The 23,486-nt window shown below is 71.9% G+C and carries 22 protein-coding genes and 3 pseudogenes; 7 read left to right on the plus strand and 18 right to left on the minus strand.

All coding sequences use genetic code 11. The annotated features are described in order from the left end of the window. Window positions 1-3 precede the first annotated feature (3 nt). Genes TU30_RS15110 through TU30_RS15130 form a run of 5 tightly spaced genes read right to left on the minus strand, consistent with a single transcriptional unit; the run spans window position 4 to window position 4,708 of the window. Window positions 4-1,419, minus strand: coding sequence for an FAD-dependent monooxygenase (locus TU30_RS15110; protein WP_107068470.1), 1,416 nt, complete (start codon window positions 1,417-1,419; stop codon window positions 4-6). Continuing rightward, window positions 1,409-2,662 carry an MAB_1171c family putative transporter gene (locus TU30_RS15115; RefSeq protein ID WP_042169922.1) on the minus strand — a complete coding sequence of 418 codons (1,254 nt, stop codon included), beginning with the start codon at window positions 2,660-2,662 and terminating at the stop codon, window positions 1,409-1,411. The genes TU30_RS15110 and TU30_RS15115 overlap by 11 nt, the downstream gene beginning before the upstream one ends. Next, window positions 2,659-2,877: a hypothetical protein gene (locus tag TU30_RS15120; protein WP_042169925.1), complete on the minus strand. Its 219-nt coding sequence runs from the start codon at window positions 2,875-2,877 to the stop codon at window positions 2,659-2,661. The genes TU30_RS15115 and TU30_RS15120 overlap by 4 nt, the downstream gene beginning before the upstream one ends. After that, a complete protein-coding gene (locus TU30_RS15125) occupies window positions 2,874-4,148 on the minus strand; it encodes an MAB_1171c family putative transporter (protein ID WP_234307870.1) in 1,275 nt (424 codons plus the stop codon). The genes TU30_RS15120 and TU30_RS15125 overlap by 4 nt, the downstream gene beginning before the upstream one ends. Next, window positions 4,145-4,708, minus strand: coding sequence for a hypothetical protein (locus TU30_RS15130; protein WP_042169928.1), 564 nt, complete (start codon window positions 4,706-4,708; stop codon window positions 4,145-4,147). The genes TU30_RS15125 and TU30_RS15130 overlap by 4 nt, the downstream gene beginning before the upstream one ends. A gap of 235 nt (window positions 4,709-4,943) precedes the next feature. Between TU30_RS15130 and TU30_RS15135 the strand changes: the two are divergent. The 4 genes and pseudogenes from TU30_RS15135 to TU30_RS15150 all read left to right on the plus strand — a co-directional run bounded on the left by TU30_RS15135 (window position 4,944) and on the right by TU30_RS15150 (window position 9,663). Beyond that, a pseudogene (locus TU30_RS15135) lies at window positions 4,944-6,301 on the plus strand (extracellular solute-binding protein). Further along, a pseudogene (locus tag TU30_RS15140) lies at window positions 6,298-7,238 on the plus strand (carbohydrate ABC transporter permease). The pseudogenes TU30_RS15135 and TU30_RS15140 overlap by 4 nt, the downstream one beginning before the upstream one ends. Next, window positions 7,235-8,095 carry a carbohydrate ABC transporter permease gene (locus tag TU30_RS15145; RefSeq protein ID WP_042169929.1) on the plus strand — a complete coding sequence of 287 codons (861 nt, stop codon included), beginning with the start codon at window positions 7,235-7,237 and terminating at the stop codon, window positions 8,093-8,095. Before TU30_RS15140 ends, TU30_RS15145 begins: the two are co-directional and overlap by 4 nt. A 53-nt stretch (window positions 8,096-8,148) precedes the next feature. After that, a complete protein-coding gene (locus TU30_RS15150) occupies window positions 8,149-9,663 on the plus strand; it encodes an alpha-N-arabinofuranosidase (protein ID WP_042169932.1) in 1,515 nt (504 codons plus the stop codon). Between the two features lie 37 nt (window positions 9,664-9,700). Here the strand turns inward: TU30_RS15150 and TU30_RS15155 are convergent, their stop codons facing one another. Next, entirely contained in the window at window positions 9,701-12,733 is a 3,033-nt protein-coding gene (locus TU30_RS15155) for a beta-galactosidase (protein ID WP_042169935.1), read from the minus strand. Between the two features lie 416 nt (window positions 12,734-13,149). Between TU30_RS15155 and TU30_RS15160 the strand changes: the two genes are divergently transcribed. After that, the gene (locus TU30_RS15160) at window positions 13,150-13,800 is read left to right on the plus strand and encodes a DUF4360 domain-containing protein (protein WP_042169938.1); all 651 of its coding nucleotides are present in this window, start codon (window positions 13,150-13,152) and stop codon (window positions 13,798-13,800) included. A gap of 63 nt (window positions 13,801-13,863) precedes the next feature. Here the strand turns inward: TU30_RS15160 and TU30_RS15165 are convergent, their stop codons facing one another. The 11 genes from TU30_RS15165 to TU30_RS15215 form a co-directional block, all read right to left on the minus strand. Next, complete coding sequence (locus TU30_RS15165; protein WP_042169941.1) at window positions 13,864-14,322, minus strand: Asp23/Gls24 family envelope stress response protein; 459 nt, start codon at window positions 14,320-14,322, stop codon at window positions 13,864-13,866. Window positions 14,323-14,484: 162 nt separating this feature from the next. Further along, entirely contained in the window at window positions 14,485-14,763 is a 279-nt protein-coding gene (locus TU30_RS15170) for a gas vesicle protein K (RefSeq protein WP_042169944.1), read from the minus strand. Continuing rightward, on the minus strand, window positions 14,760-14,987 hold the full coding sequence (locus tag TU30_RS15175; protein ID WP_042169945.1) for a gas vesicle protein: 228 nt from the start codon (window positions 14,985-14,987) through the stop codon (window positions 14,760-14,762). Before TU30_RS15175 ends, TU30_RS15170 begins: the two co-directional genes overlap by 4 nt. A 3-nt stretch (window positions 14,988-14,990) precedes the next feature. Continuing rightward, a complete protein-coding gene (locus tag TU30_RS15180) occupies window positions 14,991-15,845 on the minus strand; it encodes a GvpL/GvpF family gas vesicle protein (protein WP_042169949.1) in 855 nt (284 codons plus the stop codon). Then, window positions 15,842-16,195 (minus strand): gas vesicle protein, encoded by a 354-nt coding sequence (locus TU30_RS15185; RefSeq protein ID WP_042169951.1) that lies wholly within the window; start codon window positions 16,193-16,195, stop codon window positions 15,842-15,844. Before TU30_RS15185 ends, TU30_RS15180 begins: the two co-directional genes overlap by 4 nt. Continuing rightward, a complete protein-coding gene (locus tag TU30_RS15190; protein WP_042169955.1) occupies window positions 16,192-17,337 on the minus strand; it encodes an SRPBCC family protein in 1,146 nt (381 codons plus the stop codon). Before TU30_RS15190 ends, TU30_RS15185 begins: the two co-directional genes overlap by 4 nt. Window positions 17,338-17,343: 6 nt before the next feature. Beyond that, on the minus strand, window positions 17,344-18,075 hold the full coding sequence (locus TU30_RS36020) for a hypothetical protein (protein ID WP_042169958.1): 732 nt from the start codon (window positions 18,073-18,075) through the stop codon (window positions 17,344-17,346). Beyond that, a complete protein-coding gene (locus tag TU30_RS15200) occupies window positions 18,075-18,347 on the minus strand; it encodes a gas vesicle protein GvpG (RefSeq protein ID WP_042169961.1) in 273 nt (90 codons plus the stop codon). Before TU30_RS15200 ends, TU30_RS36020 begins: the two co-directional genes overlap by 1 nt. 1 nt (window position 18,348) lies before the next feature. Further along, a complete protein-coding gene (locus TU30_RS15205; protein WP_042169963.1) occupies window positions 18,349-19,095 on the minus strand; it encodes a GvpL/GvpF family gas vesicle protein in 747 nt (248 codons plus the stop codon). 4 nt (window positions 19,096-19,099) lie between these two features. Continuing rightward, complete coding sequence (gene gvpJ / locus TU30_RS15210; RefSeq protein ID WP_042169965.1) at window positions 19,100-19,558, minus strand: gas vesicle protein GvpJ; 459 nt, start codon at window positions 19,556-19,558, stop codon at window positions 19,100-19,102. 34 nt (window positions 19,559-19,592) lie between these two features. Further along, complete coding sequence (locus TU30_RS15215; protein ID WP_042169967.1) at window positions 19,593-19,913, minus strand: gas vesicle protein; 321 nt, start codon at window positions 19,911-19,913, stop codon at window positions 19,593-19,595. A gap of 180 nt (window positions 19,914-20,093) precedes the next feature. Here TU30_RS15215 and TU30_RS15220 point away from each other — a divergent pair, with 180 nt between their 5' ends. Beyond that, a complete protein-coding gene (locus tag TU30_RS15220; RefSeq protein WP_042169969.1) occupies window positions 20,094-20,264 on the plus strand; it encodes a hypothetical protein in 171 nt (56 codons plus the stop codon). Window positions 20,265-20,824: 560 nt separating this feature from the next. On the opposite strand, the gene TU30_RS15225 is transcribed toward TU30_RS15220, so the two are convergent. Next, on the minus strand, window positions 20,825-22,369 hold the full coding sequence (locus TU30_RS15225; RefSeq protein ID WP_042169971.1) for a fused MFS/spermidine synthase: 1,545 nt from the start codon (window positions 22,367-22,369) through the stop codon (window positions 20,825-20,827). Window positions 22,370-22,563: 194 nt separating this feature from the next. Here TU30_RS15225 and TU30_RS15230 point away from each other — a divergent pair. Continuing rightward, window positions 22,564-23,469: pseudogene (locus tag TU30_RS15230) on the plus strand (RICIN domain-containing protein); the annotation flags it as partial. Between the last annotated feature and the right edge of the window lie 17 nt (window positions 23,470-23,486).

Genomic DNA, 23,486 nt, shown 5'->3' on the forward strand with positions numbered 1-23,486 from the left:
TGCTCAGACCCCCGTACGATCCAGCCGTTCGAGGACCTTCCGCTCGCCCGGAGTCATCGGCGGCAGGGTCGACGGGGGCAGCGGGGAGCCCGCGAGGGCGGCGAGCACCGTGGCCGGACGGAGCATCCGGGCCGGGGGTGTCCGCAGACCGGTGACGCCCCACAGCGCGGAGGCAGCCGGGTAGGAACCGGTGGCCGCCCGCGTGACGCGCCGGGTGTACGCGGAGACGACGCGGTCGGCGGCGGTCGGCGTACCGCCGCGCACCCCCGGGTACAGCACGTCCTGACTGACCGCCATGGACCAGGCCCCCTCCGCCACCCGTGCCGCACCCCGCTGCACCCGCCGGGCGAGGCCGGGCGCGCCGAGTTCGCCCGCCACCCCCTTCAGCTCCCGGCCGAGGACCCGCGCGCCGAACGCGGCCACCGACATGCCGTGCCCGTACGCCGGGTTGAAGGTGGCCAGCGCGTCCCCGAGTGCCACGAAGCCGTCCGGCCACCGGGGCGCCTTCTCCAGGTACCGCCGCACGTTGCTCGTCGACCGGCTCAGACGGACGTCGGTGAGCGGCTGCGCGCCGGAGACCAGCCGGCCCACGATCGGGTCCGGCAGGCCGAGCATGTACCGCAGGAAGCCCTCCGGGTCCGCGGGCGGCTCACCGCCGCGCGAGCCGCCGCAGCTCACCAGCCACCGGCCGCCCTCGACGGGCATGACCATCGCGCTGCGCGCCGGCCGGGAGACGAACGGGTTCGCCTGCACGATCGTCAGCGGGAACCTTTCCGCACCCTCCGGAACCCGGTACAGGCGCGACGCGTTGACCAGCCCGGAGTCCACGGTCCGCTCCCGGATGCCGGACAGGCCGAGCCCGTCCAGCCAGGTCACGACCCGCGTACCGCGCCCGCTCGCGTCGACGACGAGGTCCGCGTCGAGTTCCTCGTCACGGTGTTCGTCGTCGGCCACCGCCACCCGTACCCCGTGAACCCGCCCAACGGAGCCGGTCAGCCCGGTCACCGCCGCCTTGCGGATCTTTACCGGCGCGTGTTCCAGCACCGCGGTCCGTATCACCCAGTCCAGCAGCGGCCGGGTGCAGGTCAGCATCACCGGTCCCGTGCGCCGCCACCGCCGCAGCCAGCCCTCGGAGGTGAGGGCCAGCAGGCCCGAGCTGAGGGAGACCTCGTGCGCGCCGGCGGCGAGCAGCCGCCCCCGCGGATCCACGCCCGGCAGCAGTTCCTCCATCGCGTCCAGCCCGCCCGGCATCAGCAGGTGCGCGTGGTGCCCCTGCGGCAGCCCCCGGCGGTGCCCGGGCCCCTCGGGCAGGTCGTCGCGGTCCAGCACGACCACCTCGTCCGCTCCGGCGTCGGACAGGGCGGCCGCGGCCAGCATGCCGGCCAGCCCGGCACCGATGACGACAGCTCTACGCGACATGGGGCTCCTCGGGTTCTGCCATGGGTCCGGCCATGGAGTTCGGCCCCGCGCCGTCGGGTGCGGGGGGCGTGGGGGGCACGGGGGGTGAGGCGGCGGTGCCGGTGGGAGGGCGCTCCCGCACGCGTTCCAGCGCCTGGGCGAGTTCCACCAGACCGCTCGTGCCGGAGACCTCGGTGGCGTGCAGCCGGTAGCCGCCGTCGGCCTCGGGCGGTTCCTCGCGGGCGGCGGCCCGGCGCGCGGCGTCGGCGAGCATGGCGGCCTCCGCCGCCAGCCGGGCCCCGTGGGGGGAGCGCCCGGCGGCCAGGGCGTCGTCCCGCGCCCGCTCGCGGACGCGGTGGTCGAAGTACGGCGCCAGGGCGAGCAGGGCGTCGTGGATGGACACCTCGCGCCACTGCAACCGGACCTGGGGGAGCTGCCACCAGGCGGTGGGCGGCCTCGGAGCGGTGGACGCCGAGCGCACGAGGCACCACAGGGGTGCCAGCCGCCGGTGGTCGAGCAGTCCCCGCCACTGGGCGAGCGCCGACGGCAGCAGCCTCGGCAGCACGAACCCCGCCGAGCACAGCACCGCGCCCAGCGAGGCCATCGGCGGGGCGACGCCGGTGGACAGGAAGTCGAGGTCGTGCCCGTTCCAACGGGCCACGACCGCCGTGTACTTGGTCAGCTGGAAGCCCACCACGTCCAGCAGCGTGCCCAGCAGGATCAGCCGCAGCCCGGTGCGCAGCAGCCCGGTGACCTCACGGGCCCACTTCAGGCACATGGCGCACATGACCAGCATGGCCGCGCTGTGCCCGAGCAGGTACAGCAGGATCATCTCCCGCATGAACGGCGTGTTGGCGTAGTACGTGTCGAGGTCGGTCAGCCGCTCGGTGTCCGCGTCGGCGAGCGCGAACAGGACGACGATGGCGAGCACCAGCAGCCCGTACGCGGCGACGCTGCGCAGCACCAGGCGCCGCACCAGCTCACGGGGCCCGCCCCGCCAGTTGACCAGCAGGACGAGCGCGGCGCAGCTGTACGCGGAGAGCATCCCGTAGGTCAGCGGCGCACCGAAGTTGGGGATGCCGGTGAGCTCGTTGACGGCGGCCAGGGTCGCCGGGGCGGCGCAGACGAAGACCAGGGCGGCGAGCGCGATCGCCACGCAGGTGGACAGCGTCAGCGGGTCGCGCAGGGCGGTGCGCGGGCGGCGCCGCACCAGGACGGAGGAGATCCCCAGCATGACGGCCGCCACGTACACGACGAGACTCATCCCGTACACCCCCCTCGCGACGCGGCGCGCCCGCCCCGGCCGGTGCGCCCGTCGAGGTTCACGCGGCCCCCGCCGGTGCGGAGGCTGCCGGTGCCGTCGGTGTCACGGGCGTGGTCCGCGTCGTGGGCGCGGGTGGTGTGGTCTCCGGTGGGGGGCCGGTGGTGTGGGCCGGTGCGGTGGGTCTGCCGGGCGTGGGCGGCGCCGTCGCGGTTCATGCGGCTCCCGTCGGTGCGGTGGGTGCCGGTGCGGAGGCTGCCGGTGTCGTCGGCGTCAGGGGCGCGCCCTGCGTCGCCGGCGCGGCCTGTGCCACCGGGACCGCCCGCGGCGCCGTCCCGGCCCGCGTCGCCGGGGCTGCCGGCGCCGTGCCGGCCAGGGCGTCGGCGACCCGGGCCAGCGCGGCCGGGCCCGGGATCCGTTCGAGGGGCCGCCCGGCGCCGCGGGCCGGTGGCAGGCGGTGTCCGGGGGCGGCCTCGTCCCGTACCGCGGTGACGATCACGGCGGCCCAGGCGGCGGCCTCGGCCCGCCCGGGATCGGCCGTCGTCCCGAGCGCGGACGCGCGGGTCCGGTCGAACAGGTCCCGGTCGAAGTAGGCGTCCAGGTGGCTCAGCGCGTTGTGGATGCTGGTCTGGCGCCACACGAGGAGGGCGGCGGGGGAGGCGAACCGGGGCCGGGGCAGCCGCAGCGCGCGGCGCACGAGCAGGCCGTCGAGCGCCCGCTCCAGCGGTTCGAGCCGGGCGTACGTCCGCCGGGCCCGCCCCCACCGGGCCACCCGGGGTGTCACCAGCGGCACCAGCACCCCGACGACCGTCAGCAGCGCGCCCAGCCCCGCGGCGACCGGCGAGACGGCGGTGCCCAGCGCCGACCAGTCGCGGCCGGACCAGCGGGCGGCCACCGCGACGAGCTTGGCCCCGCTGTAGCCGGCGCCGCACAGCGCGCCCGCCCCCATCAGCGTCAGGCCCGCCCGCAGCCCGCCCCGCACCCGGCGCGCCCAGCGCAGCGACGTCACCGCGGTCACGGTCACCGCGGTGAGGTGCGTGACCAGGTACAGCACGATCATCTGGGCGAGGAACGGGGTCGTCGCGTAGTAGGTGTCCAGGTCGGTGCGGCGCTCCACCGGGGCGTCCCCGAGGGCGAAGGCCACCGCGACGACGGCGATGACACCGGTGCAGGCGAGGATCCATCCGCGGACGGTACGGCGCACCCCGGGCCCGCCGCGCCAGTGGACGACGAGGACCTGGGAGGCGGCGCAGTAGGCGATGATCGCCGCGTACGTCAGCGGCGCCGCCAGGTTCGGCACCCCGCCGAGCCGGTTGACCGCGCCGACCGTCGGCGGCGCCCCGAGGAAGAAACAGAGCCCGGCCAGCCCCAGCACGGCGCAGATGGCCCGCAGGTACGGATCGTGCCGGTGCCGCAGCAGATCCGGGGCCCGCACCAGCAGACCGAGCCACAGCGCCCCGCAACTCACGTAGTTGATCAGGCCGTTCATCGTCTCGTCCCACGGTGGTTGAGCGCGGCCCCGATGCGTCCGGCGAGGTCCTGCGGTTCGCCGGAGCCGCCGCCCTCGGCGGCGAACACGGAGTCGGTGGAGGCGTCCAGCCAGATCCTCAGCCGACGGCCCATCAGCATCCCGAAGAGGTCGGCCTCCTGCTCCTCGGCGAGGCTGAAGTCGGTGCGCGCGGCGACGGGCCGGCGTCCCGCGGTGTCGACCGGGCGCCCGCCGGATCCCGCTCCCGCCCTTGCTCCGGCCTCCGCTTCCAGCCGTCGCCGGTTCATGTGCCACACCTCGTGGCAGAAGATCACGATCTGGTGCCACACGGCGGCCCGTTCGTCCACCACCACGTAGTCGTGGCTCTCCCGCTCCAGCCACAGTCCGCTCGCGGTGTGCGGCGGGAACGCCGCCCGGTGGACCAGGACTTCACGTCCCCGCCAGGCACCGACGGAGTCGACGAGCGCGTTGAACAGGACCTCGGGATCGGCGGGCACCGGCACCCGGATGGGCTCGATGAGTGCGTCGGCGAGACGACGCATCTCCTTCCTGGTGCGCACCGCTTACTCCCTTGTTCCCTGTTCCCCCGGGTGATCTCAAGGCCGTTCGAGACTACGCGCCGTGAGGGTCCACGTCATGCGAACAGGTGTCCCTTCGGACGGGTCCTCAGATCTTGTCCGAAGCATTGACGCGCCCCCGCCCGCCCCTTACGGTCCGTTCGAAGTTACGGGCGCTATTCGACATCTCGAACAAGCGCGTCTCTCCGGCACGACACCTCGACGGATGGGGCAGGAAATGGGACGACCCGGCCTGAATCGCAGGCACTTCCTGGCCGCGGCGGGCGGCCTGACGGTCGCGGGCAGCTTCGGCTTCGCCGCCCTCGGCACCGGCGTGGACGCCCTGGCCTCCGACGCCGGTACCCGGGTGAGGTACTGGAACCTCTTCAGCGGCGGCGACGGCTACAACATGATCGCGATGCTGGACTCCTTCCGAAAGGACCACCCGGCATCGACGTGAAGGACTCCACCCTCCAGTGGGGCAGCCCGTTCTACACCAAGCTCGCCATGGCCGCGGCGGGCAACAGGGCGCCGGACCTCGGCGTCATGCACCTGGGCCGCGTCACCGGCTTCTCGCCGGGCCGTCTCCTGGACCCCTGGGACACCGGTCTGCTCGCCGAGTACGGCGTGAGGGAAGCGGACTTCAACCCCGAGCTGTGGAAGCGCGCCGTCATCGACGGCAGGCTCTACGCCCTTCCCCTCGACATCCACGTCCAGCTCTGCTTCTACCGCAGGGACGTGCTGAAGAAGGCGGGCCTGCTCGACGCCGACGGGCGGATGGTGTCGCCGACGTCGGCCGACGAGTGGTTCGCCATGCTGAAGGAGGCGAAGCAGGCCACCGGTAAAGGGCTGCAGACCATCGGCCTGTGGCACAACGACCAGAACTTCCAGTGGTGGTTCTTCGTCGCCTTCTACACCCAGCTCGGCGGCACCTGGTTCGACGACGCCCGCACCGAGGTCACCTTCGACACCGACAAGGCCACCCGGGTCCTGGAGTTCCTGCGCCGGCACATCACCGACGGGTACGCCGACCCGGGCTTCGGGGGCGGCGCGGGCGCCGAACAGTTCGTCAACGGCTCCCCGTTCGTCTGGGAGGGCAACTGGTCGGTGCCGGTCTTCGACACCGCAAAAGTCGACTACGGCGCGACCCCGCTGCCGCCCGTCTTGGGCAGGCGGGCCACCCATGCCGAGTCGCACGCCTTCGTCCTGCCGCACCAGTCCGGCCGCGGCGGAGCCGCCAACGAGGGCGCACACCGGCTCGCCGCCCACATCGTCCGGCACGTCCGGCAGCGGGCCGGCGGCGGACACATCCCCGCCCACACGCCGACCCTGTCCTCGGCCGCGTACCGGGAGCTGGAGCCGCAGAGCGAGTACGTCTCGGCCATGGACCACCAGGCCACCGAGCCGAAGGTGTGGTTCGCCGGCTCCACCGGCATCCTCGCCCAGCGCGTCGGCCCGATCGTCGTCTCCTCGACGACGGGCTCCGCGAAGCCCGACGTGGCCGCCCGCCGGATGAGGAGCACGCTCACCGAACTGCTCGCCGCGAAGAACCCGATGGACGGCAGGACCGCCGCCGAGGGAGGTGCGGCCGCATGACGGCGACCGGCGCGGAGACCGTCATCACCGCGGCGCGCGCGAGGACCGCCGCGGACGGCGCCACCGTCCGCCGCAAGCAGGGCTTCCAGCACGGCGCCTGGTTCGTCGCCCCGTTCCTCGTGCTGTTCGCGCTGTTCGTGATCTGGCCGCTGCTGCGCGGCCTCTGGCTCAGTCTCACGGACGCCAACATCTCCGGCGACGGCGCGAACTTCGTCGGCCCCGACAACTACCGCGAGGTCCTGGACGACCCGCTGGTGTGGGAATCGCTCGGCCACAGCGCGTACTTCACACTGCTGGTCGTGCCGTGCATCACGGTCCTCGCCTCCTCCTCGCGATGCTCGCCCACCACATGGAGCGCGGCGCCTGGCTGTGGCGGCTGTGCTTCTTCGCCCCGTTCCTGCTGCCGTCCACCGTCGCCGCCAACCTGTGGCAGTGGCTGTTCAACCCCGGCACCGGAATGATCAACCACGTCTTCGGCATCGAGACGGCGTGGCTGACCGACAAGACCTACGCCATGCTCGCCGTCGTCGTCTGCACGCTGTGGTGGACGGTCGGTTTCAGCTTCCTGCTCTACCTCGCCGCCCTCCAGGGCGTCCCCGCACACCTCTACGAGGCCTCCAGGCTGGACGGCGCGAACGCGTGGCACCGCACGGTCCGCATCACCCTGCCGATGATGCGGCACATCACCGGCCTCGTCGTCGTCCTCCAGATCCTCGCCTCGCTCCAGGTCTTCGACCAGGCCGTGGTGATGATGGACTTCCTGCCCGGCCCCGAGGGCTCCGCCAGGACGTTCGTGCAGTACACCCTGGAAGAGGGCTTCACCGGCTACCGAGTCGGCTACGCCTCCGCCGTCTCCGTCATCTCCTTCGTGATCATCGCGGCCGTCGCCCTCGCGCGGATGTGGCTGCTGCGCACCCGTGAGGAGGGCGGCCGATGAGCACCGCCGCACAGGCACGCGTCAGGACCCGCAGGCCCTGGACACCCAGCCAGATCGTGCTCACCCTCCTCGGCGCGGCCGTCTCGGCGGTGTTCCTCGCGCCGCTCGCCTGGGCGCTGTTCACCTCGCTCAAGCCGGAGACCGAGGCCGTCGAGGTGCCGCCGCACTGGCTGCCCGAGGAGTGGACCGGACAGGCCTGGTCGGCGGTCCTCGAGTCCGGCGAGTTCACCAGCCGGCTGGTGAACTCGCCGGTGGTCTCGGTGTGCGTGACGGCCGTGGTGCTGAGCGTGAGCGCGCTCGCCGGATACGGCTTCGCCCGCACGGAGTTCCGCGGCAAGAACGCGCTGCTGGCCCTGGTCATGGCCGGCCTGATGGTCTCGCCCGCCGTCCTCGGCGTACCGTTGTTCACCACCGTTCAGCAGCTGGGCATGGTCGACACGTACTGGGGCATGATCCTGCCGCAGTGCGCGCCCGCCGCGATGGTCTACATCCTCCACACGTTCTTCCGGGGCGTCCCGCGCGAACTGGAGGAGGCCGCCTTCCTCGACGGCGCGGGCCGCTGGCGTGTCTTCTTCACGATCGTCCTGCCGCTGTCGCGCCCCTCGCTCGCGGCGGTCGGCATCTTCACCTTCATCAGCTCGTGGAACGACTTCCTGTGGCCGTACATGGTCACCAACAACCCCGACCTGATGACCATGCCGAACGGCATCGCGACCGTCATGAACTCCTACGGCATCCAGTGGGCCCAGCTCATGGCCGGAGGCCTCCTGGCGGGCCTGCCGCTGATCGTCGTCTTCGTCTTCTTCCAGCGCCAGATCGTGGCGGGCGTCGCCCACACGGGCCTGGCCGGCCAGTGACGCCCACCGCCGCACCGGATGCGCGGACACCAGCGAACCCCCGAAAGGAAAAGATGCGTACCGCCCGCTTCACCCTCGACCCCGCCTTCACCGTCGGCCCGGTCGACCCCCGCCTCTTCGGCTCCTTCGTCGAACACCTCGGCCGCTGCGTCTACACCGGCATCCACGAGCCCGGCCACCCCGCCGCCGACGCCGACGGACTGCGCACCGACGTCCTGGACCTGGTCCGGGAACTCGGCGTCACCGCGATCCGCTACCCCGGCGGCAACTTCGTCTCCGGCTACAGGTGGGAGGACTCCGTCGGCCCCGCCGAGGACCGCCCGCGCCGCCTCGACCTGGCCTGGCACTCCACCGAGACCAACCGCTTCGGCCTGTCCGAGTACGTCTCCTTCCTGCGGAAGGTCGGCCCGCAGGCCGAGCCCATGATGGCCGTCAACCTCGGCACCCGCGGCGTCACCGAGGCGCTCGAGCTCCAGGAGTACGCCAACCACCCCGCCGGCACCGCCCTGTCCGACCTGCGCGTCGCACACGGCGACAAGGACCCCTTCGGGATCCGCCTGTGGTGTCTCGGCAACGAGATGGACGGCCCCTGGCAGACCGGCCACAAGACCGCCGGGGAGTACGGCCGCCTCGCTGCCGAGACCGCCCGCGCGATGCGCCAGCAGGACCCCGGCGTCGAACTGGTCGCCTGCGGCTCCTCGAGCCGGTCGATGCCCACCTTCGCCGCCTGGGAGTCGACGGTCCTCACCGAGACCTACGACCTGGTCGACCACATCTCCCTGCACGCCTACTACGAGCCGCACGACGGCGACCTCGACTCCTTCCTCGCCTCCGCCGTCGACATGGAGTCCTTCATCGAGGACGCCGTCGCCACCTGCGACCACGTCGGCGCGAAGCTCAAGTCCACGAAGAGGATCAACCTCTCCTTCGACGAGTGGAACGTCTGGTACATGACCCGCTGGCAGGAGCAGGCGGCGACCATCGCGCAGGACGACTGGCCCGAGGCACCGCGCCTCCTCGAGGACAACTACAGCGTCACCGACGCCGTCGTCCTCGGCTCGCTCCTCATCGCGCTGCTCCGGCACGCCGACCGGGTCAAGGTCGCCTGTCTCGCGCAGCTCGTCAACGTCATCGCCCCGATCCTGACCGAGCCGGGCGGCCCCGCCTGGCGGCAGACGACCTTCTTCCCGTTCGCGCAGGCCTCCCGGTACGGGCGCGGCGAGGTCCTCGACGTCCGCGTGGACTCACCGACGTACGAGACCGCCAAGTACGGCACGACCGACCTGCTGCACGCCACCGCCGTACGGGCCGGCGACGGCACGGTCACCGTCTTCGCCGTCAACCGCAGCCGCACCGGGGCGCTGCCGCTGGAGATCGCTCTCGGCGGCCTCGGCCTCACCTCGGTCGTCGAGCACACCGCCCTCGCGGACGCCGACCCCGACGCCCGCAACACCCTCGCCGAACCGGAGCGGGTCGCCCCGCACCCGGTCGACGGCACGACCCTGACCGGCGGCGGGCTCCAAGCCGTGCTGGAACCGCTGTCCTGGAACGTGATCCGGCTGGCGTGAGCCCGGCGAGGAACAGGTGCCGGTGGAGGTGCGAGGGTCACCGCCCCGGTGACTCCACCGCCTCCACCGGCACCCCGCCGCGCGCCGCGCCCACCAGGGTCAGCCGCGCCCGGCCCGGCCCCGAGGGCGTGGTCCCGTCGGACAGCACGGCCAGGGCCAGCGTGTTGGCCCCCCGTGTGCGGAGAATCCCGTTCGGCAGCATGAAGGTGTGCTGCGGGCCCACGTCGTTGACGTACTGGCCCATGTTCCAGCCGTTGAGGAAGATCTGGACGCGGTACGCGTGCTCCGGACCGTCCTCGAGGACGAGCCCGACCGAGGCGTCCACGTCCGGGTCGACGTCCAGCCGGAACTCCGTCCGGTACCAGGTGACCCCCTGCCGACGCCGGTCCTCGCGCGGCCGGTCCACGGCCTCCCAGGCGCTCTGCCCCCGCTCGTCGCCGTACCCCGGCAGATGCCAGCCCTCGCGCTCCCCGTACAGCCCGCCGTTGTTCAGCGCCCCGCGCACCCGGTCCGGCGGCCCGGCCCCCTGGATCCGCCAGCTCACCTCCGGGGAGGCCCCCTCGAAGCCGACGCCGGTCAGTCCGCGGGCCGGCCTGCGTGTGCCGCGCGAGCCGGTCCCCGGCGCGCCCGGCTCTCCCCTACCCGCCGTGCCGTCCCCCTCCTGCTGCATCCGCCGTACGAGCACGGACAGGACGTGCTCCCCGCGCCCGCGCAGCTTCCCGGGCAGGGGGAAGGCCGCGGTCGCGGTCCAGGTGCCCCGGCCCGCCGTGTCCTCGTCCGGCACCGGCATCCGGTGTGTGCCCAGCGGCCGTCCGTCCAGCCAGGCCATCAACAGCCCCTGCGTACCGGTGCTGTAGGACAGGGACACCGACTCGGCGCCGCGCGCGTCCTCGAAGCGCCCCCGGTACCAGACGTCGCCGTAGTGGAAGCCGTAGTCGTCCGCGAACAGCACAGGCTGCCCCTCGGGCACGGGCGTGGTGCCGACGGAGGCGGTGCGGTCGGCGGCCGTCCACTCCGCGTCGTCGAAGTCCGGCTCGGACTCCGGGTTCTCCGCCCGCCGCCGCCAGCCGGTCAGGGCGGGCAGGGACGGCGCGGGCGTGGCCGGCAGCAGCCCGTCCATCATCAGGGACCCGGACCGGCTGACGCCGGTGCGCACCGGCCGCCCGTTCCAGGTCACGGCGGTGATCCCGCGCGGCGCCCACACCTCCAGGCCGGTCTCGCCCGTGGTGTCGCCGGTGAGATGGACGGTGGAGCCGCGCAGTGTGGCCGACCGCAGCAGCGGCGGACCGTAGACCAGCAGCGAACCGGACGGGGTCTCGTAGGGCCACAGCCGCTGGGCGGTCGCGTCGTCGGCGAACAGCAGCAGCATCGGCGTGTCGGAGTCGCCGCCCTCGACCAGGACCCGGCTCAGCCCGCCCACGCCGAGCGGCGTGACCACGTTCAGCCTGCCCCGGTCGTAGGACCAGGCGGGCTCGACGTCCAGCCGGTTGGTGAGCGGCTGGACGTCGCAGTCGAGGGCGACGTGCGCCGTCTCACCGGCCCGGCCCACGAACGCGGCGATGTCGTGGCGCCCGACGGTCACACCGAACAGGGGCTGTGCGGTGGAGAACGCCAGCTTCCGCCGACCCAGTCCGAGCCCGGTGGCGAGCAGCCTGGCGTCCCGCGCGCCGACCGTGACCGGCACGTCGACGCCGGTGCCCGGCAGCGCCGACCTGACCTCGTCGTCGGAGTCGTTGCGCAGGACGTACACCTGGGCGTCGGTGTCGGGGTTGGCCAGGTGGTAGACCTTCAGCCGGTCGTCCTGCGGACGCACCGCGGACGCCGGTTCGAGGCGGGCGAGGTCCGGCACGGTCCGCAGCAGATGCCCGAGCTGCTGGAGCGGGCCCAGCTTGACGGTGGGCCGGCGGGCCTGGTCGATCGGGGCGCCGTAGTCGTACGAGGTGTAGACGTCCGGCGAGGCCAGCCACCCCCACGAGGTCCCGCCGGCCACCACGCGCGCGTTGTGCACGGTGATCCCGTTGGCGAGGCTGGTGAGGAGGCCGCTCCGCTCGTGCGCCGGGTTCCACGCCTCGCGCACCTGCACGTATCCCCTGCCCGCGGAGGTGGCCCCGCCCCAGGCGTCGGACGCGCCGACGGCGGCCCCGGCGACGAACCCGGGCGTGCGCGGGCTCGCCCCGGCCCCCGCCCCGCGCCTGCCGAAGTACCCGAGGTCGGCCGGCACCTCACCGGGCACGGGCGAGGACTCGAACCCGTACAGCCAGTTCGCCTCGTCCTTCCCGGTGCCGGTGGGGAAGGACCCGGGCGCCCACAGCCCGTCCGCGCCGCCGTCGTTGTGGAACAGCGGTACGTCGATGCCGTCGGCGCGCACCTTCTTGCGGAGGTGGGACATGTAGGCCCCCGCGCCGCCCGCGGGGCGTGTCTCTCCGTGTGTCCCTCCGAACCGGTCCTCGACCTGGTACAGGAGCAGGGTGCCGCCGCCCCCGGTGAACAGGTGCCGGACGGCGATGGCGTTCACGGCCCCCAGCCAGGCGTCCACGTGCCGCAGATAGGCGGGGTCGGCGGTGCCGGCCGCGCCCTCGGCGACCGTCAGCCATCCGGGGAGGCCCCCGGCGTCGAGATCGGCGGTCCCGAGGTACGGCCCCGGGCGCAGGACGACGTACAGCCGTTCCTCGGCGGCCATGGTGAGGAACAGGTCGAGGTCGCGGACGCCGGTGAAGTCGTGCGTGCCGGGGGCGGGGGAGTGGACATTCCAGGGGACGGGGACACCGACCGCGTTGTGGCCGTGCGCGCGCAGCTTCTGCAGCACGTCCCGCCACAGGGACGGGGCCGGCAGCCGGAAGGGGTGGATCTCGCCCGACCAGAGCACCAGCCGCCGGCCGTCGACCAGGAGTGAGTACCGGTCGAAGCCGACCTCGTGCCGCTTGCCGTCCGCGCGCGGCGGGGTGGGCGGCGGCCCCGTCGGCACGGTACGCGCCCCCTTCGAGCCGGTTGCCGCCCCGCTGCCGGCCAGCGCGAGGCCGAGCGCCGCCGTGCCGGCCAGCGCGGTGAAGGTACGCCTGCTGAGCTCCAAGGGAGCCGCCTCCTGTTGTGCCGCTGGTGCGGCCGCATGGGGCCGCGGGTGGTGCCGTCGAGTGGTCCTGGTCCCCCGGGGACGGGTGGCCCTGGTGGGCCATTGTCTATGCCGGGGCACCCCGGTGTTCACGCCAGGTTCCCGGTACGCCCGTTTCGCCCGGTACGAGTGACGCGCGTGCTGACTGTTCCCCTCGCCCGTTTCCTGTGTACGCCCGGTCGGCGCGGCGGCACCGAATGGCCGGAGTTCGTCCTGTCCGCCCTCCGTCGCGACGCCTACGATGCGAGCTCTCACGGTCCTCACGTCATCTCCACGCCTCCCGTGCGGGGGCGGGGAGACCACTCACGCCTTGTCAGGTACATGATCTTCCAACCGCCACGTCCCACTCACCCCCCACTGAACGAAGAGGGAGAACCATGGCTGGTGGCCTGCTTCTGAGCACCGCGGTGGCCGCGCTGCTCACCGCCTCCGCACCCGCACACGACCCGTCCACCGGGTTCGTCGACCCGCCCCCGGACAGGATCGTCATCAAGGTCGCCACGGTGAACGGCTCCGGCTGCCCCCAGGGCACCACCGCGGTCGCCGTCTCCGAGGACAACACCGCGTTCACGGTGACGTACAGCGACTACCTCGCCCGGGCGGGCGGCACCTCCGACCCCACGGCATCCCGCAAGAACTGCCAGCTCAGCCTCATCGTCCACGTCCCCCAGGGCTTCACCTACGCCATCGCCAGCGCCGACTACCGCGGCTTCGCCGCCCTCCAGCCCGGCGCGAGCGGCACGCAGCGAGCCTCGTACTACTTCCAGGGCTCCCCGAACACGGAGTACCGCAGCCACCCGTTCACCGGCCCCCACGACGACAACTGGCAGGCCACGGACACCACCGACTGGGCCCAGCTCGTCTACGCCCCCTGCGGCGTCCAGCGCAACTTCAACATCAACACCGAGCTGCGCGTCAGCGCCGGCACCTCGTCCCCCGACAAGGTCAGCTTCATGACCATGGACTCCACCGACGGAGACATCAGCACGACCTACCACATGGCCTGGAAGGAGTGCCCCGGCACCTGACGTCCCGTACGGCAGGCGCGCGGAAGGCCGCCCCACGTCACGAAGGCCGTCGTTGCGGCCGTGTCATTGGACCCGGGACGACGAGGAAGCGCCCTCCCTGTCCTCGTCCTCCTCGGAGCCCGGGACATGCACGTCGAGCACCCTGATGTTGATCTCGACGACCTCGAGTCCGGTCATCGTCTCGACCGCGTCCGTGACATGGTCACGGAGGTCTTTCGCGGTGTCCATGATCCGGGCTCCGTACTCCACCACGACGTCCACGTCGATGGCGGTCTGCTTCTCGCCCACCTCCACCTTCACGCCGCGCCCCGGATCGCTGGAGCGGGACACCTTGTCCTTGACCGCTCCCAGGGCTCGCGAGGCGCCGCCGCCGATGGAGTGGATTCCCTCGGTCTCGCGCACTGCTATGCCCGCGATCGTCGAGACCACGGTGTCCGCGATGGTGGTTGTTCCACGGGTCCCGCCCTCGGCGCCGTTCGTGCCCAGTGCGCTACCGCTCCGACTGCCGGTCGTCGTCGTCATGAGTCCCTCGCACAGCGTCGTTTCGGTAAGAGGGCGGTCCGGAGCCGGCAGGTGCTTTCCACCGCTTTGCGCCCTCGGTTCCACTGTGCTCCGGAAGCCGGTCATCCGCCATTCGGGTGGGTGACCGGCGGAGCCGCCCGCTCCGTCCGCACTGCCGCCCCGTCAGTCCCGGGGCAGCAGGGTGCCGAGCGGCCCCAGGTCGAGGTTGAGATCCTCCGGACGTACGCCGTGCTGCTCGCAGAGCTCCGTCATGCGCTGGTCGAGCAGCATCAGCGTGGTGCCGATCTCGTCGGTCTGGTCGTCGGTGAGGTCGCCCTGGTCGATGCGCCGCAGGGCCTGCCGCTCCATCAGCTGGCGGAGGAGCTCCACCACGGTGAGGACCAGGGTGACGAGATCGCGTCCCGCCTGCTCGGAGTCCAGGTCCACCCGCGAGGCCGTCACAGCGGCCCGCTGTCGGCCCACGGGGCCGGTACGCGTTCGCTGACCGACGACAGCAGGGCGTGCAACGAGACCCGTACGAGCGGGACATCGGCGATCGCGATGACCAGGTCCCCGCTGACGACGACCCCGGTCGCCAGGACCCGGTCCAGGAGATCGACCAGCGGCACCCCGATGGGGCCGCTCAAGGGGCCGGGCGTGTCCCAGGGCACCGGTTCGTGCGTCATGTCTCACACCTCGCCCACGAAGGAGTAGGGCACCCACGGGCCCGAGAGTTCGATCCGTGCGCCGGTACGTTTCCGCAGGTCCCTTGCCAGCAGGTCCAGTTCGGCCGACCGGTGCTCGGCGACCAGGTAGGTGGCGTTGAGGACCTGGACCCGGTGGTCGCCGCCCGCCGTTCCGGGACCGTGCGGCCGGAGCCGGCGGGACGCCGTGGCGATGCGGGACACCTGCGCGTCCACCGTCTCGGCGACGCGCAGGGAGTCCTCCCTGTGCTGCTCGCGCCGCGCCCGCAGGTTCCGTCTGCGTTCCAGGTACGCCCGCCCCGCCCCCGGAGCCGGACGGCTGCCCCGGTCGCCCGGCGGGCCCGGCTGCTGCGCCGCTCTCCCGCCGTCGCCGCCCGAAGCATCCTCGTCCGAAGCGGCGGCCGCGTAGACCTTCACACCCCATTCGGCGTGGTGCGCGATGCGTCTCAGGGCGGTGTGGAAGCGCGCCGACTCGTTGTCCAGCGCGCGCCTGGCCCTGTCCTCGTCGTTGTACAGCGTCGCCAACGGCAGAGGGACCGTGGGCGCCTGGGCGGCGACCGCCGACACGACCTCGTGGTGGGCGCGCGCGTACCGTTCGAGCTCGGGCTCGTCCGCCAGACGCTCCTGCCAGGCCTCGTCCGTGAACTCGGCCGCCCGGACGGTCTGCACGATCGCGGTGAGGGAACCGAAGGGCAGTGAACGCAGGGGTTCGCCCCGGGCCACCCCGGACACCCCGTCGAGGACCGGACCCCCGTCGGCGCGGCAGACCGCGTACACGTAGAGGGCGCCGGCTTTTGACGCTTCCGATGTCTCCGAAGCCTTGGGACCGCGCTCCGTCATTCCTCTGCTTCTCCCCGGCTCAATGATGCGGATGCGGAGGCGGACTCGAGTTCGTCCAGGCGGGCGCGCAGTTCGCGGTTCTCGGCCTGCAGAGCGCTTCGTGCCGCTCGGGAGCTGAGTGCCGGGTCGGTCTCCCACCAGTCGATGCCGGCCTTCTTCGCGGTGTCCACGGACGCCACGAAGAGACGCAGCCGGATGGTCAGCAACTCGATGTCGAGAAGGTCGATCTTGATGTCGCCGGCGATCACGATGCCCTTGTCGAGCACACGCTCGAGGATGTCGGCGAGGTCGGTGTTCCGCGGCCCGGGGACAGGGGAGCAGGCGTCCTGCCGGAAGTCGAGGTCGGTCACCGGGCCCTCCGGGAGCGCCGCTTGGCGGGGGCCGCACGCTTCTCGGGCGGGTTCTCTTCCTCTTCTTCCGCGCCCTCCTCCGGTTCCTCCTCGTCCTCCTCCTCCTCTTCTTCTTCTTCTTCTTCGTCCTCGCCCGTCAGCTCATCGTCCTCGGCCTCGCCGTCCTCCTCTTCTTCTTCTTCTCCCTCCTCCTCTCCGCTGGTTCCCTCTCCTTCCTCTTCCTCGTCCTCCCAGCCGTCCTCACCTTCTTCCTCGTCCTCGGAAGCCTCCGCCTCCGGGCCCTCCTCGCCTTCTTCGCCTTCCTCGCGCTCTTGTTCCTCCTCCTCCATGGCCTCTTCGTGCGACTTGACGACTTCTCCGTCACGGATCTCGCCGCGCCAGCTCTCGGGCTCCTCGTTGGTGAGCGTGACGTACCGCTGGAAGTGCTTGAAGTCCAGGCGCACACGGCGCCCTTGGGCACGCCAGAGGTTGCCCGTCTTCTCGAAGAACCCGGCCGGGTAGTACTCGAGGACCAGGACGATGCGGGTGAGGGACGGGGCCAGTTCGTGGAAGCTCACGGCACCCCGCGTGGTGCCCTTGGCGCCTTCCGACGTCCACACGATGCGCTCGTCGGGCACCTGCTCCTGGACCGTCGCCTTGAAGCTGCGCGAGGACGGCCCGATCTTGACTTTCCAGTTGCTGCCCGTCTCGTCGTCCATCGAGACGTCCTGAACACCCTTGGCGAAACCGCTGAACCTGTCGTACTGGGTCCAGTGGTCGTAAGCGGTCCGCAGAGGCACTCCCACATCGAGTACCTCGATGATGTTCATGAGCTTGCCGCCGCCCGACTTGCGCTTGCCCTTTCCCCCGCCGCCGAAGGTCTCCTTGGCTTTGTCCACGACGCTGTCCTTGACGCCCTTGGCCTTCTCCGAGACGAACGCCTTCATCGGCGACTCGCCCTTGAGGACGCGCGATCCGATCGCGGGCAGGGAACCGCCGTTCTCCGCGACGTCGGTCAGCCGGCTCGTGACGTCGGTCAGCTTGTCCCCCGCCTTCCCGGCCAGCTTCTCCGCCTGCGCACCGAGGAAGCCGGTCATCTCCTGCCGGAGCCTGCCCAGTCCGGACTCCTCCGCCTCGGGTTCTTCGTTCTTCGTCCTGGCCATGACTCGCTACCTCCGAGGCTTCGTGCGCTTGGATGCGGTCCCCTTCGCCGACGACGTGCTTGCCGCCGTCTTCTTCGCGGGAGCCGTCTTCTTGGACGCCGACTTCTTGGCCGGGGCGGACTTCTTGGCGGTCGTCTTCTTCGCGGGAGCCGTCTTCTCGGCCGGGGCCTTCTTCTCGGCCGGAGCGGACTTCTTGGCCGGGGTCTTCCTGGGGGCACGCTTTCCCGACGGTCGTTTCTCCGGTTTCCGCTCGGGGGTCTCCTCCTCCTCTGCTTCCTCCTCTCCGCCGGGTCCCTCTTCCTCCTCCTCTTCCTCTTCTTCGTACTCCTCGTCCTCGTACTCCGCGCCTTCGTACTCCGGCGGCTCTTCGCCCTCGTACTCGTCCTCGGGCTCCTCCTCGACGTCTTCGTCCTTGTCCTGCTGAGGTTCGAGGAGACGGGCCGTGCGGGCGCTGACCGCGTCGGCCAGCGAGTTCATGCTGCGGTTGGCGGCGGCGGTCGCGGCCTTGCGGCTCGCGTCGAGGACCTCGCCCTTGAACTGTTTCTGGAGTTCCGCGAACTGGGGGAGCTCACCGAGCCGGCGCACTCCCTCCGTGGCGAGTTGGCGGGGCTCCAGGCCGAATCGCCTGCCGGCCAGGTACGTGGCGACGCTGAGGGCCACCCGCCCCTTCTTGGTCCGGCCCAGCACGTAGCCGCCGAGCAGGGCGGCCCCCAGGACAACCTTGGACTGGTCTTCCATCAGCACGTCACCTTCGATCGCGATCGCTCTTCGCCAGGCCGGCCGACCCGCACGGCGTGCAGCCGGTCGAGCAGCCGTTCCTCTTCCCGTTCGAACTCCTCCAGAGTGATGTCGCCCGCCTCGAGTTCCTGGTTGAGCACCGCCAGCTGGGTACGCAGCACGGCGGGGTCGTGCAACTCGCGCTCGGCGGCGTCGTGGAGCTTCTCGGCCACCCAGACCACGCCACGGACCGGTGCGATGGGCAGCGTGAGCAGGCCGGTGATCAGTCCCATGTCACGCCCCGCCCACGGGTACGGGGCGGGCCTCCGAGGAGACGAAGCTGTAACAGGGGAGCGGGCCGGCGAGCCGGACCTCCATGTGCTCCCGATGAGCGTCCGCGACGGTCCGGGCCCTGGTGAGGAAGGTGTCGCTGTCGCCGCGGTCGACGAGGAAGGACACGTTGAGGGCGCAGCCCGGGACGGCGGGGCCCGCCGCCACGGCGCGGGCCCCGGGCATGAGGTCGCGCAGCAGGCGCTGTCCCGCCGCTGCCGCTCTGCGGGTGAGCGCGGTGGTGACGGCTTCACCCAGCCTGATGCTGGCCTCGTAGCCGGGGCGCCGCCGTGCGGCATCGCGAAGCCGCCGTACGTCCTTCTCCTCGGCGAGGAGGGCCGCCAGCGCGTTCTGCGCCGGAAACGCCTTGACGTTGATCTCGAAGCGGCCGGCCACCTGTTCCAGGGTGACCGCATGACGGGACCCGGCGGCGGCCAACTGCTGCAGGACCGTTTCCTCGTCCGGCGCGACCATGCCGAACCGCATGGGCAGCACCGGCCCCTCGTCCATCAGGCGCATGAGGAGTTCCTGGTGTGCCAGCAGGTCGCGGCGCCGCGCGCGCAGCTCGGGCGGCGCGTCGCTGATGACCGCCTCGAGCGGGCCCTGCCCGACCGTCCGGATCCGGGCGGGCGGGGAGCCCACCCCTCCGAGGCCCTTCGGGAGCGCCGTTCCCGTCCGCAGGATCGCGTAGACGTACACACCGTCGGTCATTCGGTCATGCCTCCACGCGGCGTCGGCTGCTCTTGCGCGCGGGGGCGCGCTTCTTCGGGCGTTCCTGCTGCTCGTCCTCGTCCTCGCCCTCGTCCTCGTCGGACGAGTCACCGCCGCCGACCGCCTTGCGCAGGGTGTCGCCCACGCTGTCGGCCGCCTTGCGCACCTTGCGCTTGCCGACGGCCTTGGCCGCACCGCCGCCGAACAGTTCGGGGACCGTGGTGCTGCCGGAATCACGCTCGAGGTCCAGCCGGTTGCATGCTTCGGCGAACCGCAGATAGGTGTCCACACTCGCGACGACGATGCGCGCGTCGATCTTGAGGATCTCGATCCCGACCAGCGAGACCCTTATGAACACATCGATGACCATGCCGCGGTCGAGAATCAGTTCCAGCACGTCGTACAACGTGCCGGCGCGAGGCGGGCAGGCCACTACTTCGTCGGAGTAGGTGGTCACGGGCATGGAAGGTCCTTCCAGCAGAGGGAACGAACACGGATCACTCGTCGGCCGCACCTCGCCGGTAGCGGCGGACCCTGCGGTACTCGAGGAGTTCGCCGGCCCGGTCGAGTTGCACCTCGTAGGAGGCCAGGAGGCTCGTGGTGTCGGGAATCCGCGGAACTTCCAGAACGTCCACCACCACACACCAGCCGTCGTCGGAACGCCGGACAGCGGACACGCCTTCCGCCGGGTGATCGATCAGCCCTTCCAGGGTCTGGAGGGCGGCACGGGCCGCGTGATCGGGCCCTCGCGCGGATCCGGTACGGCGAGCGGACGCCGTTTTGGTACTCCCGGCGGATGTGCGACGTGGTTCTGCCATGGGGCCAGTTTCGCCATTCCTGTCGGCCGCGCATCTTGAGCGGACCCATCGGTGCGGGCGCGCATCACGTCGTCGTAGGCGTGCGGGCGCGTGCATTCCCCCTGCGGGGTGAAAGAAACATCGCGTCCTGTGCGTGGTGTGAGAACTCCGGGGCATTCGCTCCATCGGAGGTTGATAATCATGGTTCCCCTGCTTCTTGTTCTTCTTCTGGCCCTCGTTCTTTTCGGCGCCGGATTCGCCCTCAAGGCCCTGTGGATCGTGGCGGTGATCGTGCTCGCCGTGTGGCTGCTCGGTTTCGTCATGCGCTCCACAGGCGCAGGCGGCAACAGGGGCCGGTGGTACCGCTGGTAGACCGGCCGTACCCACATGCGTGCGGGGTGGTACCGGACTTGTTCTCCGGTACCACCCCGCACGCATGTCCCGCCGGTTCCCGCATCCGACCGGCATCCCGAGATCGCGGGAAAACCCCACGTGTTCGGCCACGCCCGGCGCGTCCACTGCGGAACGGCTCAGTGACGTTCTCTCAGCGGTGACCACTTCCAGGTTCTGCTGAGGGAGAGGGCCGCGCGGGCGATGTCGCCGGTCCTGTCGGGGCTGAGGGTGATGTGGTGCGGCGTGCGCCAAAGCTGCTGGGTGCAGCTGTGGCACGTTCGCCGGGTGCGCCGATGTCCCTGAAGGTCCGGCCCGCCGGCCCGCCACGCGCCCCGACCCGTGACGAGGACGCCGCCGAGGCGGCCGGGAAACTCGGCCTGCTGCCCGCCGGCCGGCACCCGGTCGTTCACCGGGTGCCGCCCCCCACGTGCTCCCGGGAGGAGGGAGTCCCGCACCGCCTCGCAGTCCTACGGGACCGGACGCAAAGGCGCAAGCGCGGGGTGAAAGCCCTGCTGGAAGCGATCGTTGAGGAGAAGACGTCAGCGGCTGCTTCGTGGGCCGGAGGGCTGGAGGAGCTGGTCGACGGGTGCGTAGTCGTCGGTGAGCGGCCGGGCGTCGCCGATCCAGGAGGTGAGGTCGTCGCCGACGGCGATCTTCCAGCCGGTCTGCCGGGCGTCCAGCGCTTCCTGGGCCGCGCGGAGGTCGACCGGCCGCCCGGAGGCGAGCACCACCAGATTGCCGCCCCCGGGGGTGGCGGCCGGGCCGAGGCCGATGTCGGCGGGTTCGCCCACGAGGGCGACGTGCTCGAAGATCTCGCCGAGGGTGGCTGCTTCGGCGCGCGCGAAGGCCTGGCCACCGTGATCGATGAGGTTGGCGACGTACAGGCCGTCCTCGTCGAGTACCCGCCGTACGTCGGTCATCGCCTCCACCGTGGTGAGGTGCCACGGCACGCTGACGCCCCCGAAGGCGTCGCCGACGACGAGGTCACGGCTGCCGGTCTCCAGTCGCCGCAGGCCGAGCCTGCCGTCCTCGACGCGTACGTCGATACCGGCTTCCGGTCCCAGACCGAGTTCGTCCCGGTCGATGCGCACGACCCCGCCGTCGATCTCGGACACGAGGCTGCGCGTGCCGGGCCGGGTGGCCGCGAGGTAACGGGGGAAGGTGAGCCCGCCGCCGCCCAGGTGGTGGGCGGCGAGTGGCTCGTCCTCGGGGAAGGCGGCGTCGACCACCGACGCGAGGGCGCGCACGTACGTGAACTCCAGGAAGGTCGGGTCGTCGAGGTCGACGTAGGAGTGCCGCAGGCCGTCCAGGACGAGGGTGCGGCCACTGTCCCGGCCGGGGTCCGCGACGACCCGTGCGCAGTGGTACCTGGTCTCCGCGTCGCAGGCGCCGGGAGCGACCGTGGTGGCGAGGCCGCCGGCCACGACCACGAGTGCGAGGACAGGGGTGCCGCTCCACCGGCGCGTTCGCCACTCGACCAGCGCCGAGCCGGCCACCAGCAGCGCTCCGAGGCCGATCAGGATGCCGCTGACCGGCAACCGCGACACGAGGACGAAACCGGTCAGGACGGTGCCGACGATGGCGCCGACGGTGCCCACGCCGGACAGCCGGCCGACGACCGTTCCGGTCTCGGCGAGGCTGGTGAGACGCAGCTTGGTCACGATCGGCGTCACCGCGGAGAGCAGCGCGCCCGGCACGAGGATGGTCAGCGACGCGATCAGCAGGAGCAACGCCGGTGTCCACTCCGCGGTGGTGCGCAGCACGGCGGGGGTGAGTGCCACGACCACTCCCGACACCCCGAGCGAGGGGCCGATGAGCCGGCGCGGATCGACCTGGTCGGCGATGCGCCCACCCAGCCACGAGCCGAGGGCGATCGCGGTGAGGGCGATGCCGATCACCGTGGTGCTGGTCTCGAGGGTGAGGCCGAGGTAGGGGGCCAGCAGCCGCAGAGCGACGATCTCGACCACCAGGACCGCGGCCGAGGACCCGAACACGAGCACGGCGGCGGCACGGGGACCCGGTCCAAAGTCGCGGGGCGTGCCCTCGGCCGCGGGCGAGGAAGACAATTCGGTCACGGGTGACATCCTCGCATGCGGCTCATCCGCAGAACGGAGTCGAGAGGAGCCGCCGGTCAGTGCGTGAGGTGCGTGAGGAAGCCGGTTCCGGCGGTGGGGGAGAGGTCCGGCTGCGGGCCCTGCTGGTTCTTGGAGTCGCGGAACACGGATGGTGGCGGGGCAGGTCGCCACCTCTACGCCGTCGCCGCCGCTGCTGCAGCCGGATGTCCAACCCCTACACGGTGAGTTCCTCCTTCTCGACCGTGTCCACACCCACCCACGGCTGGGAGCGGCAGGGCGCGGCCGTCAACGAGGGGCCGGAGATCCTGCAACGGGGCGGGCGGACCTTCCTCATCTACTCCGCCAGCGGCTGCTGGACCCCCGACTACAAGCTCGGCCGGCTCTCCCTCACCGGCTCCGACCCCACCTCCGCGTCCTCCTGGACGAAGAAGTCCACGCCCGTCTTCCAGCGCAGCGACGGCAACGGCGTGTACGGGCCGGGGCACAACGGGTTCTTCACCTCCCCGGACGGGAGCGAGAACTGGATCGTCCACCACGCCAACGACTCGGCGTCGGACGGCTGCGACAACGGGCGCACCGCGCGGGCGCAGAAGTTCACCTGGAACTCCGACGGTTCGCCCAATCTCGGTACGCCCGTGCGGCTCGGGGCGAGCCGGACCGGGCCCTCGGGCGAGCCGTCGGCCGTCTCCACCACCTACACCCTCGCCAACCGCAACAGTGGCAAGTGCCTCGAAGTCGCCGGAAGTTCGTCCGCCGACGGAGCCAACGTGCAGCAGTACACCTGCAACGGCGGCGCCCACCAGCGCTGGCGGCTGGAGGACCTCGGCGACGACACCCACCGGTTGGTCAACGTCTCCACCGGCAAGGTGCTGGACACCGAGAACTGCTCCGCCGCCGACGGGGCCGGCCTGCGCCAGTGGTCGTGGCTGGACAACACCTGCCAGCGTTTCCGGTTCGTCGCCACCGACGGCGGCCACGTCCGGATCGTCAACCAGGCCACCGGCACGGTCGCCGACGTCGCCGACTGCTCCACCGCCGACTCGGCCGACGTGCGGCAGTGGACCTGGCTGAACAACCACTGCCGGCAGTGGCGGCTCGATCCGGCCTGACCGGCGGAGGCGGCGGG

The organism is Streptomyces sp. NBRC 110035 (assembly GCF_000829695.1).
In the GTDB taxonomy this organism is placed as follows: Bacteria; Actinomycetota; Actinomycetes; order Streptomycetales; family Streptomycetaceae; genus Streptomyces.